Source organism: Streptomyces sp. NPDC088730, from assembly GCF_044751215.1.
Classification (GTDB): Bacteria; Actinomycetota; Actinomycetes; order Streptomycetales; family Streptomycetaceae; genus Streptomyces.
The window spans coordinates 373,616-388,387 of sequence record NZ_JBIVLK010000008.1 but is presented as its reverse complement, the minus strand read 5'-3'; the positions used below and the strand labels follow the sequence as shown (position 1 = coordinate 388,387).

The window sequence follows — 14,772 nt, the reverse complement described above, 5'->3', positions numbered from 1 at the left end:
TGATGCCCACCTGGTTGTACTGGCCCCGGTTCAGCGGGTCGTCGGTGAGGATCTTCTGCTCCTGCCGCCACTGCCCCGGCGGAATCCACACGCAGCCGATGGCACCGTTCTGGTTCGCCGTCACGGCCCGCTGGATGGCGTCCGTGTCGTCGATTCCGTCGTTCGGGACGGCTCCGTAGGCGGTGATCGAGGTGCATCCGGCCGGCTGTGCGATCGCCGGTGCCACCTGCTCCAGGTCGACGAGGTCGATGATGTAGAAGGACGCCGAGTCGCCGGCGTCGCGCTGGAGCCGGAACTTCGTACCGGCGGGGTAGCTCTGGCCCAGCAGTGCGTTGGACTCGTCGAACAGCCGCCGCGCGTCACCGCCCGGCCGGTTGGTCAGGCCCTCGGGGCTGTCCGTGTCGCCGTAGAGCCAGCTGTGCTTGGAGGAGAGGGTCAGCTTGCGGGCGAAGGTGCCGTTGACGTAGAGGCTGATCGTGGCCTCCGTCCCACCGCCGCCCGCGGCGTCGGGGATGGAGTTGCGGACCACGATCGAGTTGGACGGAACGGTCGAGGTGACCTCGACGTACTCCCCGGTGGTGTCGAGCCGCACCGACTGACGGCCGGAGGACTCGGTGGCGAAGTTGGTGTGGCCGAAGGTGCGCTTCTTGTCAGAGGTCAGCAGCGTGCCCCGGTAGTCGCCCTTCTCCGCCTCGTACTCGGTGTACGGAACCGCGGCCCCTCGGCCGACGACGATGGCGCGGGAGAAGACGTTGTTGTTCTCGTTCGTCTCGGCGACCGTGCCGGTCGCGTCCGCGGTCGCCGTCAGGTTCGCACCACCGCTCTTCGCGGTCCAGCTCCCGCTGATCGGCACGGTGACCGTGGATCCGGCCGGGATCGCGCCGGTCGTGCCGTTCAGTGTGGTGCTCTCGACGAGAAGACGGGTGACCGTCGGCGTGCTCACCGCGGTGGTCCCGCGGTTGTGTACGGACACGGTGAAGGTGACGGCGGAGCCCACGGCGGGATTCGTCGGGCTGGAGTTGATGCCGACGACCTCCAGGTCGGGGCCGGGGCTCTGCGAGACCACGAGCTTCGACGCGGCGGTACGGCTGTTGTTGGTGTCGTCCTGCTCGATGACCGTGTCGGTCGGGTCGACCACGGCCGAGACGCTGTACGTGCCCATCGGCCGCTTGCCGACATCGACGGACACGGTGTCCGACGCGCCGGCGGCGAGGGCGCTCACCCGTGCGCTGCCGGCCACCACCCCTTCCAGGCTGACATCGACCGTCGTCGCGGCGGCCGGCGCCGTACCCGTGTTGCGTACGGTGGCGGTCACGGTGACGACGTCGGCCTCGGAGGGCGAGGCAGGCGACCACTTCAGTTCGGAGACGGTCAGGTCCGGGTTGGGCGCGGCGGTGCCGACGACCTGGATCTCGGCGACCTGGGCCCCGGGAGCGCCGGTGTTGGAGAAGAACTTGAGCTGGACGTCCGCGTACCGGCCGGTCACCGGGATCGTCACCGTGTTCTCGTTGCCGGTGGGACTGAACGCGTAGTCGGCCCGGTCCTTCAGCGAGGTGAAGCCGGTGGCGGACTGGGAGCGGCCGAGGACCTGGAGACCCTGGGTGCGCGCCGCCCAGGCCTGGTCCGGCGAGAGCTTGACGACGACCGCTTCGAGGTCGGCGTCCGCGCCGAGCTTCACCGTGAGCGTCGCGGGATAGCCGTTCGACTCCCAGTACGTGCCGGTCTTGTCGTCATTGGCGTTGGCCGCCACGAAGTTCTGCGTGGCGGAGGAGGCCTCGATCGGCTTGTTCAGCGCCAGGTTGGAACCGACGGTGGCCGGTGGCCCGGGGTCGTCACCCCCGCTCGCTCCGTAGACCTCCACCTGGGAGAGCTGTGCGGCGTTCCAGCCGGTGTTGGCCGTCACCTGCACCCGGATGTAGCGGGTCTGCTTCGCGGTGAGGCCGATGGTGACGGTGTTTCCCGCCGAAGGGCTGAACACCCTCGCGGCAGACGCCGACAGCGTGCTGAAGCTGCTGCCGTCGCCGCTGCCCTGGACGGCGAGCGTCTGGGTGCGCGCCTCCCAGGTGTTCGGCAGCTTCAGCACCACCTGGTCGACGTCGAACCGGGCCCCGAGGTCGATCCGCACCCACTGCGGGAACGTACCCGGGCTCTCCCAGTACGTCTGCTGGCTGCCGTCGGTGACGTTCGACGCCGAGTAGGCACCGCTCGAAGCACTGGCTGTCGCCTGCTTACCGAGGGCGAGGTCGGGAGCGGGGGCGGCCGCCGAGGCCGTGACCGGCAGGATCCCGACCGTCATCAGTGCGGCTGTCACCGCGCCGATGAGGAACCGCCATCTGAACTGCTTCCATCTCATGCTGTCCTCTGTTCCGTGGGGCTGCGGGACCGGGAGGGCACGACGACGCGTCACCGGCCGCACGGCGCGCAGTGCGTCATGCGGTCGGCCAGGGCCGGGTGGGGGCTGCCGGTGCACCGATGGAGGGACGATCAGGTACGCCGGCAGAAGGGAGAGCGAGCCACCTGCCGGAAAACTCACGCTCATTGCCTAGTATTTTGAGTGATCTGGTCAACTTTTTGCGGCGCTGAGGTGACAGGTTTCTAGCAGGTCACACTTTTGTCAACGGTTCTCGCATCGGCACTCGTCACCGGAGGCGCCCGGTGCCGCCTGTCGTCGGCCTGCCGGTGAATCCATACATCGGATCTCAGTGCGATGAATCCGCGCACGGCACCCCGGTATCGGGAGGGATCACACGATGAGTGATCGCATTTGATCGACTCATCGCAATTTCGAGCATCTCTTGACGCACCTCGATTCATGCACTGCACTAACAGCTCCTACCTTTGTCATGCTCAAGCCGAGTGGCAGGAGTGCCGACGCCATCATGAAGAGAACCCAACGGCGCCACGCGTGGAAGACGATCCTGACCGCCGTAGCCGCCACCGTCGCCCTGGCGGGCACCGTGACCGCACCGACAGCCGAGGCCTCCCCTACGGCAACCAGCCCGAACGGAACCGCCCTCGCCCTCACACCCCCCATGGGGTTCAACAACTGGGCGCGCTACGGCTGCGGAACCAACGTGCCCAACAGCGGAGACCAGGGGCCGAGCCGCCGGCTGATTCTCGATCAGGCCCAGGCACTCGTGGACACCGGCCTCGCCGCGAAGGGCTACGACACCGTCACCGTCGACGACTGCTGGAGCACCATGACGCGTGACGCCGACGGCGGTCTCGTCGCCGATACGAGCAAGTTCCCGGGCGGTATGGCGTCCCTCGGTACGCAACTGCACGCGATGGGCCTCAAGTTCGGCATCTACGGCGACATCGGCACGACGACCTGCGGCGGTTTCCCGGGCAGCTGGGGCCACTTCCAGCAGGACGCGGACCTCTTCGCCTCCTGGGGTGTCGACTTCATCAAGCTCGACGGCTGCAACATGCCGTCCGCAGCGAGCAGCGCCACCGGATACATCGCGGCGTACGACGACTTCGCCGCCGCGATGAAGGCCAACGCCCCGGGGCGCGACATGGTGTTCTCCGAGTCGTCCCCCGCGTACTTCTACATCGGCGCGTCCGATCTGTCCGACTGGTACGACGTGATCGACGGGGCCTCGAAGAGCGGGCAGCTCTGGCGCGGGGGCTACGACGTCAAGATGCACAACATGGGCGGCTCCGCCTGGGACAAGGACACCAACGGTGCCGGAGTCATGGCGCAGTACGCCTACAACTCACCGCTCTCGCGCTATGCCGCGCCCGGCAGCTGGAACGACCCCGATTTCCTCATCCCGGGTGAGTCACTCACCGACGAGGAGTCCAGGTCCCAGTTCGCTCTCTGGTCGATGATGGCCTCGCCGCTGATCCTCAGCGCGGACGTCACCTCGCTCAGCCCCGAATCCCTCGCCACGGTGGGCAACACGGACATCATCGCCATCGACCAGGACCCCCTCGGGCGACAGGCCGGCATCGTCTCCCGCGACGGCACCGTCGACGTGCTGGCCCGGCCGCTGGCCAACGGTGACCGCGCCGTGTCCCTCCTGAACCGCGGCTCCACGGCCGTGCGGGCGAGCACGACACCGGCCGATATCGGCTTCCTGGGCGGCGACGGCTGCTCCGCCTCGGTCAAGGACCTCTGGACCGGGGCCACTTCGACCACGTCGGCCATCGGCGCCACCGTGCCCCCGCACGGCACGGCCATCTTCCGCGTGACGCCCGGCGCGGGCTGCACCGGCCAGCAGCCGACCGGCCAGATCACCGGTATCGGCGGGAAGTGCGTCGACGACAGCGGCGCGGGTACGGCGGCGGGCAACCCGGTCGTCCTGTACAGCTGCAACGCCGGCGCCAACCAGCGCTGGACCCTGCCGGGCGACGGCACCGTCCGCACCCTGGGCAGCTGCCTCGACGCGGAGCACCGGAGCGACAGCACGTACACCGGCTACTGGGCCGTGCTCAGCCCCTGCGACGGGAGCGCCACCCAGAAGTGGACGTACAAGCGCAACGGCTACCTGGAGAACACCGGAGCGCCCGGACGCTGCCTCGACGCCTACGCCTCACGGACCACCGACGGCGATCCCCTGATCGTCGACACCTGCGCCAACTCCCGCCCCAACCAGCAGAACCAGGTCTGGGCCCTCCCCGGATAGCGAGGCGTCCTGATCCAGACGTGCCCGCCCGGACCGACGGCCGCGGTCACCCGCCGCCCGCCGGATCCGGCGGGCGGCGGCTCTCCCCCTGGGACCTGGGACTTGGGACTTGGGACCTGGGACCTGGGACCTGGGACCTGGCAGCTGGCAGCTGGCAGCTGGCAGCTGGGAGCAGCGTGATCGTCGTCGTTGCGGCGCTCCGGGCGGTGCACCAGAATGCCGGTATGACGGGTGAACTCAGGCCGATCGGCGACTCTTCCGGATCCAGCGCGAAGCCCGACATGCGGGCATCGGACCGGGACCGGGACCAGGTCGTTGAGATCCTCCAGGTGGCGGCGGGCGACGGCCGGCTCACCCCCGCCGAGCTGGACGAGCGCCTGGACGCGGCGCTGTCCGCCCGCACCGCCGGCGAACTGGCCCGGCTGACCGCCGACCTGCCCTCGGAAGGAATGCCCCCGCAGGCCAAGGATCTGGTCAGGATCGACCAGCGGTTCGGTGATGTCTCACGCACCGGACGCTGGCTGGTTCCCCGCCGCATGGAGATCCGCCTGATGTTCTGCGACGCGAAGCTCGACTTCACCGACGCGCTGATCACCCACAGCACCCTTCACATCGATGTCGACCTGCGGATCGGGGGGAACCTGATCCTGGTGACCAGGCCCGGAATCGTGGTCGACGCCGACGGCCTGGAGCGCAGCAGCGGCGACATCAAGATCCGCCCGGCGCCGGAGGCCGACGTCCCCACCGCCCTGCGCGTGCTCGTGGCCGGACAGTCCCGCGGCGGCGACTTCACCGCCCGGCCCCCGCGACGGAAGCTCTCTGAGCGGCTGCGCCGTACACCCGGTCAGCTCGGCCGCTGAGCCACGGCCCCGACTGCTCGGGCGCCGATCGATTGAAACCGTTCAATCGGCGCACTCATCTGTAGCGGAAGCGCACATGAATGACGCGCGCCCGATCAAGGCACCGCCAAGAAACTCCCCGCACGCTCATTGACCCCCACCTTGCGCGCCCCTACGTTCGGCTACGTCCAGACTGTGAATCGATTCATCACTTCTCTGTGAGGGGCCGCATTGATCAGCAGGCGGAACATCCTGACGAGCGCCGCCGCCACGGTGGGCGCCGTAGCAGCCGGAATAGCGCCGGCCGGGGCAGCACCGGCACCGGTGCCCGCCCCGGCACCGGTGCGGCGCGGTGCGCCACGCGTCACCGCGCCGACCGTCGAGTACGTGTCGCACCCCCTGGGCCTCGACGCGCGGCACCCGCGGCTCAGCTGGCCGGTCGCCTCGGACAAGCCGGACGTCCAGCAGAGCGCCTATCAGGTCCGGGTCGCCTCCAGCGCCTCCGGCCTGTCGGACCCGGACATCTGGGACAGCGGAAAGGTGATGTCCGGCGAGTCCGTCCTCGTCCCCTACGCGGGGCCCGGGCTCAAGCCGCGGACCCGCTACTTCTGGTCCGTGCGGGTGTGGGACACGGCCGGGGGCGAGTCCCGCTGGAGCGCGCCTTCCTGGTGGGAGACCGGACTCATGAACCCCGCCGAGTGGTCCGCCGCATGGGTATCCGCTCCCCCGGCCCTCACCGACGCGCCCTCGCTGGAGAACAGCTTCTGGATCTGGTTCCCCGAGGGGGACCCGGCCAACAGCGTTCCGGAAGGCACCCGTTGGTTCCGTCACGCCGTCGATCTCGCGGACGGGATCACCGCGGCGACCCTCGCCATCAGCGCGGACAACGTGTACGCGGTCTCCGTGAACGGCACCGAAGTGGCGCGTACGGACCTGGCGACCGACCACGACGGCTGGCGCCGGCCCGCGGTGATCGACGTCCTCGCGCAGCTGCGTACCGGAACGAACGTCCTCGCGGTCGCGGCGGCCAACGCGAGCGAAGGGGCCGCGGGGCTGATCGCCACGCTCGCCCTGCGCACGGCGTCCGGCGAACAGAGCGTCGTCACCGACGCCTCCTGGAAATCGACGGACCAGGAGCCCGCGGACGGCTGGCGCGGGCCCGGCTTCGACGACAGCGGCTGGCCGGCGGCGAAGGAGGCCGCCGCGTGGGGAGCCGGCCCCTGGGGCAGGGTCGTTCCGGCCCTGTTCCCGGCCAACCAGCTGCGGCACGGGTTCGAGCTGCCGCGCAGCAAGAAGGTCGCACGGGCGCGCCTGTACGCGACGGCTCTCGGTCTGTACGAGGCCCATCTCAACGGCCGCCGGGTGGGCCGCGATCAGCTCGCTCCCGGCTGGACGGACTACCGCGAGCGCGTCCAGTACCAGACCTACGACGTCACCGCGCTGCTGCGGCCCGGCGCCAACGCCATCGGCGCGTATCTGGCGCCGGGGTGGTACGCGGGAAGCGTCGGCATGTTCGGGCCCCATCAGTACGGCGAACACCCCTCTCTGCTGGCGCAGTTGGAGATCAAGTTCACGGACGGCACGAGCCGCCGGATCACGTCCGGCACGGACTGGCGGGCCGCCGCCGGGCCGATCCTCTCCGCCGACCTCCTCGCCGGAGAGACGTACGACGCGCGCAAGGAGACGGCCGGCTGGACCTCGCCCGGCTTCGACGACCGCACCTGGTCCGAGGTCAGCGGTGCGGACGAGAAGGCACCGCGCCTGATCGTCGCGCAGGTGGACGGCCCGGTACGGGTGGCGAAGGAGCTCCCCGCCAGGAAGGTGACCGAGCCGTCTCCGGGCGTCTTCGTCTTCGACCTGGGCCAGAACATGGTCGGCTCGGTGCGGCTGCGCCTTTCGGGCGACGCGGGCACGGCGGTGCGTCTGCGGCATGCCGAGGTCCTCAATCCGGACGGCACCGTCTACACCGCGAATCTGCGCAGCGCCGCGGCGACCGACACCTACATCCTCAAGGGCGGCGGCTCCGAGACGTACGAACCGCGCTTCACCTTCCACGGGTTCCGCTACGTCGAGGTGACCGGTCTGCCGAGCGCTCCCCCGGCCAGTGCGCTGACCGGCCGCGTCATGCACACGTCCGCCCCGTTCACCTTCGAGTTCGAGACCGACGTCCCCATGCTCAACAAGCTGCACAGCAACATCACCTGGGGCCAGCGCGGCAACTTCCTCTCCGTCCCCACGGACACGCCCGCACGCGACGAGCGCCTGGGGTGGACGGGCGACATCAACGTCTTCGCGCCGACGGCCTCGTACACGATGGAGTCGGCCCGCTTCCTCACCAAGTGGCTCGTGGACCTGCGCGACGCCCAGACCGCCGAGGGCGCCTTCACGGACGTGGCACCCCTCGTCGGCAACGTCGGCAATGGCGCGGCCGGCTGGGGTGACGCGGGAGTCACGGTCCCCTGGTCGCTGTACCAGGCGTACGGGGACCGGCAGGTCCTCAAGGACGCCTGGCCGTCCATCCGGGCCTGGCTGACGTACCTGGAGAAGAACAGCGACGGCCTGCTGCGGCCGGCCGGTGGCTACGGCGACTGGCTGAACGTCTCCGACGAGACACCGAAGGACGTCATCGCCACCGCGTACTTCGCGCACAGTGCCGACCTCGCGGCCCGGACGGCCACGGAGCTGGGCGAGGACCCGGCGCCGTTCCGCGACCTCTTCACCCGGATACGCACGGCGTTCCGGGCCGCGTACGTCACCGCGGAGGGGCGGGTGAAGGGCGACACCCAGACGGCGTACGTCCTGTCCCTGTCGATGGACCTGCTGCCGGACACCCTGCGCACGGCGGCAGCGGACCGGCTCGTGGCGCTCATCGAGGCCAAGGACTGGCACCTGTCGACGGGCTTCCTCGGTACGCCCAGGCTGCTGCCCGTCCTCACCGACACCGGGCACACCGATGTCGCCTACCGCCTGCTCCAGCAGCGCTCGTTCCCCAGCTGGGGCTACCAGATCGACAAGGGCTCCACCACCATGTGGGAGCGATGGGACTCCATCCAGCCCGACGGCGGCTTCCAGACCCCGGACATGAACTCCTTCAACCACTACGCCTACGGTTCGGTCGGAGAGTGGATGTACACGAACATCGCGGGCATCGCGGCAGGCCGGCCCGGCTTCCGCGAGATCGTCATCCGCCCTCGGCCCGGCGGCGGCGTCACCTCGGCCCGCGCCACGTTCGCCTCGGTCTACGGCCCCGTCTCCACCCAGTGGAAACTCCGTTCGGGCGGCATCGATCTGCGCTGCACCGTGCCCCCCAACACGACCGCCGTTGTGTGGGTGCCCTCGGACACCCCGGGCTCGGTCACCCACACCCGCGCGACGTTCCTGCGCGAGGAGGAGGGCTGCGCGGTGTACCGGGCCGGCTCCGGGAGCCATCATTTTGTCAGCCAGGACGCCCCGTCAGCGTGACTCCGCCGTAAGGTAGTTGTCCCATACATCTCATAGAGGGAGACACTCGTATGCCGATCCCGCTCGGTCTTGGCCTTCCGCAGATGAAGCAGTACGACATCGGCCGCGACGTGCCCGAGGTGGCACGGGCCGCGGAAGCGGCCGGGTACGAGAGCCTGTGGGTGTTCGAGCGGGTTCTGTTCCCCGAACCGGCCACCCAAGGGCTGTACGGAATCCCGGGCCTGGCCTGGCCCGAGCACTACCGCGGCGTCGCTGACCCGTTGATCACCCTGACGCTGGCGGCCGCGGCCACCGACCGCGCCCGGCTCGGCACCAGCGTTCTCGTCGCGCCGCTCCACATCCCCTTCCAGCTGGCCCGCTCGCTCGCCTCGCTGGACGCCGCCAGCGGTGGCCGGGTGGTCGCGGGGCTGGGGACGGGCTGGTCCCTGGACGAGTACGCCGCCGCGTCCGTCGCCCCCTTCGAGCGGCGCGGCGCGGTCCTGGACGAGCTGCTCGACGTGTGCGCGGCCGTCTGGGGTCCCGATCCGGTCTCGTACGAGGGGACCTTGACCACGATCGCCCCGTCCGTCGTGGGGCCCAAGCCCGCTCGCCCCATCCCGGTTCTCCTCGCGGCGAGCGGCCCCCGGGCCGTTCGCCGGCTGGTCGACCGGGCAGACGGCTGGATGCCCGTGGCCATGGGTGCGTCGGCCCTGGCCGAGCAGTGGCAGCGGGTGCGGGACGTCGCCGCCGAGCGAGGGCGTGAGCGGCCGCTCGCCGTCTGCGCCCGTGCCAACGCGCGGTACAGCGCCAAGCCGGTGGAGGGCGACGACCGGCAGCCGTTCCACGGAAGTGTGGCGCAGATCGTCGAGGACCTGGTGGCACACGCCACCACCGGCGTCACGGAGATCATGCTGGACCTCCAGGGCACCACGCGTGACGCCGCGGAACTCATCGACGTGGCGACCGAGGTGTACGAGGCCGCGCGGGCGGCGGGGGTCTGAGCCGTTCCGTCCGGGGCTCGTTGTCGTACCCCTGTGGCAGGGTCTTTGCGGGGCGCCGGACCATGCGTCCTCATCACACTGCCGGAATCCGGCTGCCCGAATCCCGCCGCTGGGATCACGCAGCCGGATTCACCCGGCCGGACGCGGCCGGACGGCCGCCGAAGGAGCGCACACCATGTCCGGTGCCGACGAAGCCCGTACCTCCCTGGCCGCCGTAGCGGCCTTGCTCGCTCCGGCCCATGAGGCTGTCGCCGCGCGGGTACTGCACGCCCACGACGACCCCGCGGGCTACGTACGCGGGCACGCGGACGAGTTGGCCGACCGGGGTATCGAGGGGCCCGTGCCCGGCCTCGCATGGATAGCGCTCGTCGACGCGCTGGCCGGGCACCGGCTGCTGGCGGAGCTGGACTGGAAGGAGGACTCGCAGGAGATCCGGTCCCAGCTGCGCGGACTCGCGTCCCGGCCCTCGGTGGACCCCTGGGTACTGGTCGAGGCGGACGACATGCGTCTGCCCACCCATGAGTTCCTGGAGGCATGCGGCCGGTGTTTCCGCGACGTCGGCGCGGCGCTCGCCGTCCTCGACATCGAGTCCGACTGCTATCCGGTGGTATGCCTGCGGGCCGCGCGGGTGGAGGAGCTGACCGCGCTGGCGGCCCGCGCCGGCTTCACGGCACAGGGCTTCGGTGGCTGATGTCCGCCCAGCGACGGCTGGCCGGAACCCTCGTGGCCCGTCACTGGCCGGACGGGCGTACGAGGCCGGTCTCATAGGCGAACACCGCGGCCTGGGTCCTGTCCCGGAGTCCCAGCTTGACCAGGATCCGGCCGACGTGGGTCTTGACCGTCTGTTCCGCGACCACCAGATTCACGGCTATCTCGGCGTTGGACAGTCCCTGGGCGATGAGCGCCAGGACCTCGGTCTCACGTTCCGTCAGGTCGCCCGCCCGGCCCCGTTCCGGGATGCGGAGTGTCCGGGTGACGCGGGAGAACTCGGCGATCACCCGCTTGGTGACGCTCGGGGCGAGGAGAGCATCACCGGCGGCCACCACCCGGACGGCCTCGGCGAGTTCGGCCGCCGAGGCGTCCTTGAGCAGGAATCCGGACGCACCCGCGCGCAGGGCCTCGTACACGTACTCGTCGAGGTCGAAGGTGGTCAGGACGAGGACCTTGACGGTGGACCCGGCCGGCTCGGTGATGCGGCGCGTGGCCTCGATGCCGCCGACCCCGGGCATGCGGATGTCCATCAGCACGACGTCCGGGGTCAGTTCGGCGACCTTGGCCACGGCGTCCAGGCCGTCGATCGCCTGGCCGACGACCTCGATGCCCGGCTCGGCGCCGAGCAGGACCGTGAACCCCTGGCGGACCATCATCTGGTCGTCGGCGATGACAACACGGATGCTCATACGGGTTCCTCCAGGGGAAGTATCGCCATTACCTCGTAACCGCCGTCGGGAGTCGCACCGTTGGTGAAGTCGCCGCCCAGCATGGCGGTGCGTTCCCGCATGCCGAGCAGGCCGTGGCCGATATCGCGCGGGGGCGGGGCCGGGTCGGCCGGTGCCGTGTTGGTGATCCGGACGGCGAGGCAGCCGGGCCGGTAGGCGATTCCGACGCGCACCGCCGTTCCGGGCGCGTGCCGCATGGCGTTGCTGAGGGATTCCTGCACGATGCGGAACGCGGAGAGATCGACGCCGGGCGGGATGGGCCGCGGTGTGCCCGTGAGCTCTTCGGTGACCCTGAGGCCTGCCCCTCGCACGTTGTCGAGCAGCTCCGACAGGCGGCCGAGGGTGGGCTGGGGGCTGTGTCGCGCCTCGGCGGACAGCGCGTCCTCCGAGCGGAGCACGCCGAGGACCCGTCGCAGTTCGGTGAGTGCGTCCACCGCGTTCTCGCGGATACCCGCGAGGTTCTCCTTGAGCTCGTCGGAGGGGTGCTCCACGAGGTGCGGGGCGACCTGCGCCTGGATGGAGATCACCGACATGTGGTGGGCGACCACGTCGTGGAGTTCGCGGGCGATGCGGTTGCGCTCCTCCAGGAGGGTGCGGCGACTGCGCTCCCGCGCGGTGCGTTCCTCCTGCACCACGAGTTCGGTGCGGGCGACCTGACGGCCGCGCAGCGCCACACCGACCACGACGGCCACGACGAGCACCGCCACGGCGAACCGTGTGTCGGTGGTCGGATGCGCGAAGTCGTCGGGGGTGCAGGCCAGTCCCGCCAGCACGGAGAGGACGAGTGCCTCGACAGCGACCCGGGGACGCAGTCGAAGTGCCGTCATCAGCAGCACCCCCGCCTGTACGACGACTCCGGACACGGTCCAGGGAAGTGAGCCGTCGCCGGCCTCGGGCCGCGCGGTCAGCGCGACCAGGATCATGACCGTGGTCACCGCCCACCAGGCCGGCACCGGCCGGTACAGGGCGGCGATGAGTGCCACGGACTGCAGCACGCCGAGGAGCACGGAGCTGCGGGTGTCCAGTCCGTACTGCGCCACGAGCGTGTTGACGCTGAAGATCGCGAGCGGCACCGCACCCATCACGAGCAGCATCAGGACGGCCGGAAGCCATTCGCGCAGTGTTGGCCGGTCCGGGCGGGGCGGAGGATCGACGGCAGTGGTCCACAGGTCGTGGACGAGGCTGCGCGGGAGATCCCTCAGACGCTCCGTCAGTTGCGCCCCGGCTCCCGCCCATAGCCTGTGCATGGCTGTCACTTTAGGCATGGCGGCTCTCGCAATCGGTACTGGGTCGTCCTTCACGGACCACCGTGGTGCGTCCTTGCCGACGCTGTTCGTACGTTCTGAACGCCGCCCAGCACGCCGTCAGGGCGACGGCGAAGACCGGCAGCCAGAGGAGCCGGGCGATGATCCACTGCGTCCCGTCCGGGCGGGTGTGCAGTCCGGGCAGGGTGCGGCCGGTGAGAAGCCCGGTCGCGGTGACCGCGAGCATCGCCGTCTGGTGCCAGAGGAAGACGGTCATGGCGCTGAGGTTGACCAGAGCCACCGCCGCCCAGGCGGCAGGCCGCACGAGTATCCGCCGCAGCGGCCCCGACAGGAGCAGCGCGGCCCCGCACTGGGCGAGTCCGAAGGTGACCGCGGCCAGGGTGGGCGGGTCGAGATTGGAGATGCCGGCGCCGGGGACCCCGACCATCGACGCGGGGTATCCGGCGAGGAGGACCAGCAGCGCCGTGGCGGTCGCGCCGCCGACGAGCAGGGTCCAGCCGGTCGGACGCGACCGCAGCTCCCCGCGGGCCCAGGCGGCTCCGAGGCAGTACGGCACCAGCCAGCCCGCGGCCACGTTGATCCAGCCGAGCCGGGCGGGGCCGTCGAGTCCGAGCCTGATGATGTCGACGTGGATCACCACGACGAGGGGCCACAGCGGGTGGAGGCGGGCGACGAGCGGGGTCAGCGCGGTGAGCCCGGCGAAGACCAGCAGGAACCAGAGGGGTGAGAGCACGAGTTTGAGCAGTGCGTGCAGATTGTCGTAGCCGACTCCGGAGACGAACATCGTGCCCGCCGTCACGGTCCAGACCACCAGCAGCGCCGCGACCGGCCGGAACAGGCGGGCGGTCCTGGCGCCGAGCCAGCGACCGTAGGTGACGCCCCGGGCGCGGGACGACTCAAAGCTCTTGGCCGCCACCTCTCCGCCCACCAGGAAGAACACCGCGAGGGTCTGGAACACCCAGGAGACCGGGGCGAGTTCGGGTGTGTGCTGGAGCGGGCTGGCGGCGTGGACGCTGCCGCTGTCGACGACCATGGCGGTCACCAGCCAGTGGCCGAGCACGACTCCGAGAATGGCGAGGGCACGCAGCGCGTCGACGGCCCGGTCGCGGTGGTGCGGGGTCGCGGCTTCGATCCGCTCGATGAGCTCACGCATGCCGGCTCCTCCCGGAGGGTGCGGTGCCCGAGACGATGCGGGCGATGTTCTTGAGGGACCGGGAGCCGGGCTTGAGATAGTCGCTGTGCCCGCCGGTCCCCGCGTCGAAGGTGCGGGCGCCGAACCCCGCTGACACGGGGTCCGGTCCGAAACCGATCGAGACGAAGGGGAGGCGGAGCCGGGTGTGCGGAACATCCGCCACCCAGTCCGCCGTTCCCCGGCCGGCCCAGACGGTGGCACGGGTGTGCAGGGCGCTGACGTCGCGGGCACCGGTGCCGGGGCTGGCGTACAGGACGAGGGCGGCCACTCCCCGCAGGCCGGGCGCGGCTCGGGCGCATACGACCGAGCCGTAGGAGTGGCAGAGCAGGGAGATCCTGGCGGCCGGGCCGGCGGTGTGCAGCTCCTCCGTGAACCGCGCCAGTGCGGGTGCCGCCGTGTCGGCCCGGCCGGTGGTGAGCGCAGCGGGGCTCACCGTGGCCGGCGTCTCGTAGCCGAGCCACGCGACGACGGCGGACTTCGGCCCCAGCTCCCTCTCCAGGGCGGCGGAGTCGTTCCTCAGGCGCCAGTACCGGTCGAGGTTGGTATCGGCGCCGGGCACCAGTACGGCGATCCGTTCGGCCCGCGTCAGATCTCCGAAGACCTCGGCCGTGCGGCCCCCGTCGCGGCCGTCGAAGAGGAGGAAGTGACGACGGGGGCCCGCCATCGCCCGCAGCGCCGCGGCCCGCTTGCGGTCACCGTGCCGCGCGGCCATGCGCCCGGCGGCCAGGATGCCTTCGCGGGTGGCGGCGTACCGTGCGTCGAGGGTGCCCTGAGCGGTGTCCCGCAGCGGGGCGAGCGGGGCCGGGACGGGCGCCGGGACCGCCGCGGGGCTGGAGGCTCCGGAGACGGGCGCGGCGACCGAGGCGGCGATGAGCGCGGCCAGCAGGGTGCGGCGCAGCCGGCTGTTGCGGAGGCGGACGGGCATGAGGCTGGGGTCCTTCCGTACCGGATGCGTGAGTTGCAT

General features: G+C 70.7%; 10 protein-coding genes. 5 read left to right on the top strand and 5 right to left on the bottom strand.

Annotated elements, in window-relative coordinates:
• Positions 1-2,353, bottom strand: a 2,353-nt coding sequence (locus tag ACIP89_RS25100; protein ID WP_402116822.1) for a CARDB domain-containing protein, incomplete at its 3' end; no start/stop codon positions are given.
• Between the two features lie 526 nt (positions 2,354-2,879).
• Here ACIP89_RS25100 and ACIP89_RS25095 point away from each other — a divergent pair.
• From ACIP89_RS25095 to ACIP89_RS25075, 5 genes are all read left to right on the top strand, one after another.
• Positions 2,880-4,631: a ricin-type beta-trefoil lectin domain protein gene (locus tag ACIP89_RS25095; RefSeq protein WP_402116821.1), complete on the top strand. Its 1,752-nt coding sequence runs from the start codon at positions 2,880-2,882 to the stop codon at positions 4,629-4,631.
• A gap of 224 nt (positions 4,632-4,855) precedes the next feature.
• Positions 4,856-5,491 (top strand): DUF1707 domain-containing protein, encoded by a 636-nt coding sequence (locus ACIP89_RS25090; RefSeq protein WP_402116819.1) that lies wholly within the window; start codon positions 4,856-4,858, stop codon positions 5,489-5,491.
• A gap of 210 nt (positions 5,492-5,701) precedes the next feature.
• A complete protein-coding gene (locus ACIP89_RS25085; protein ID WP_402116817.1) occupies positions 5,702-8,932 on the top strand; it encodes an alpha-L-rhamnosidase in 3,231 nt (1,076 codons plus the stop codon).
• A 50-nt stretch (positions 8,933-8,982) separates the two neighbouring features.
• Complete coding sequence (locus ACIP89_RS25080) at positions 8,983-9,912, top strand: LLM class F420-dependent oxidoreductase (RefSeq protein WP_401926083.1); 930 nt, start codon at positions 8,983-8,985, stop codon at positions 9,910-9,912.
• A 175-nt stretch (positions 9,913-10,087) separates the two neighbouring features.
• A complete protein-coding gene (locus ACIP89_RS25075; protein WP_402116816.1) occupies positions 10,088-10,603 on the top strand; it encodes a DUF6630 family protein in 516 nt (171 codons plus the stop codon).
• Positions 10,604-10,643: 40 nt separating this feature from the next.
• Here the strand turns inward: ACIP89_RS25075 and ACIP89_RS25070 are convergent, their stop codons facing one another.
• Genes ACIP89_RS25070 through ACIP89_RS25055 form a run of 4 tightly spaced genes read right to left on the bottom strand, consistent with a single transcriptional unit; the run spans position 10,644 to position 14,733 of the window.
• Complete coding sequence (locus ACIP89_RS25070; RefSeq protein ID WP_402116815.1) at positions 10,644-11,312, bottom strand: response regulator; 669 nt, start codon at positions 11,310-11,312, stop codon at positions 10,644-10,646.
• Entirely contained in the window at positions 11,309-12,598 is a 1,290-nt protein-coding gene (locus ACIP89_RS25065; protein WP_402116812.1) for a sensor histidine kinase, read from the bottom strand. The genes ACIP89_RS25070 and ACIP89_RS25065 overlap by 4 nt, the downstream gene beginning before the upstream one ends.
• 10 nt (positions 12,599-12,608) lie before the next feature.
• Positions 12,609-13,769, bottom strand: coding sequence for an acyltransferase (locus tag ACIP89_RS25060; protein WP_402116810.1), 1,161 nt, complete (start codon positions 13,767-13,769; stop codon positions 12,609-12,611).
• The gene (locus tag ACIP89_RS25055) at positions 13,762-14,733 is read right to left on the bottom strand and encodes an alpha/beta hydrolase (protein WP_402116809.1); all 972 of its coding nucleotides are present in this window, start codon (positions 14,731-14,733) and stop codon (positions 13,762-13,764) included. The genes ACIP89_RS25060 and ACIP89_RS25055 overlap by 8 nt, the downstream gene beginning before the upstream one ends.
• Between the last annotated feature and the right edge of the window lie 39 nt (positions 14,734-14,772).

Bases quoted from the DNA above. Each gene is read 5' to 3' on its own strand.
- ACIP89_RS25080 (WP_401926083.1), top strand. From the start codon at position 8,983: ATGCCGATCCCGCTCGGTCTTGGCCTTCCGCAGATGAAGCAGTACGAC.
- ACIP89_RS25060 (WP_402116810.1), bottom strand. From the start codon at position 13,769: ATGCGTGAGCTCATCGAGCGGATCGAAGCCGCGACCCCGCACCACCGC.
- ACIP89_RS25065 (WP_402116812.1), bottom strand. From the start codon at position 12,598: ATGCACAGGCTATGGGCGGGAGCCGGGGCGCAACTGACGGAGCGTCTG.
- ACIP89_RS25070 (WP_402116815.1), bottom strand. From the start codon at position 11,312: ATGAGCATCCGTGTTGTCATCGCCGACGACCAGATGATGGTCCGCCAG.
- ACIP89_RS25090 (WP_402116819.1), top strand. From the start codon at position 4,856: ATGACGGGTGAACTCAGGCCGATCGGCGACTCTTCCGGATCCAGCGCG.
- ACIP89_RS25075 (WP_402116816.1), top strand. From the start codon at position 10,088: ATGTCCGGTGCCGACGAAGCCCGTACCTCCCTGGCCGCCGTAGCGGCC.
- ACIP89_RS25055 (WP_402116809.1), bottom strand. From the start codon at position 14,733: ATGCCCGTCCGCCTCCGCAACAGCCGGCTGCGCCGCACCCTGCTGGCC.
- ACIP89_RS25095 (WP_402116821.1), top strand. From the start codon at position 2,880: ATGAAGAGAACCCAACGGCGCCACGCGTGGAAGACGATCCTGACCGCC.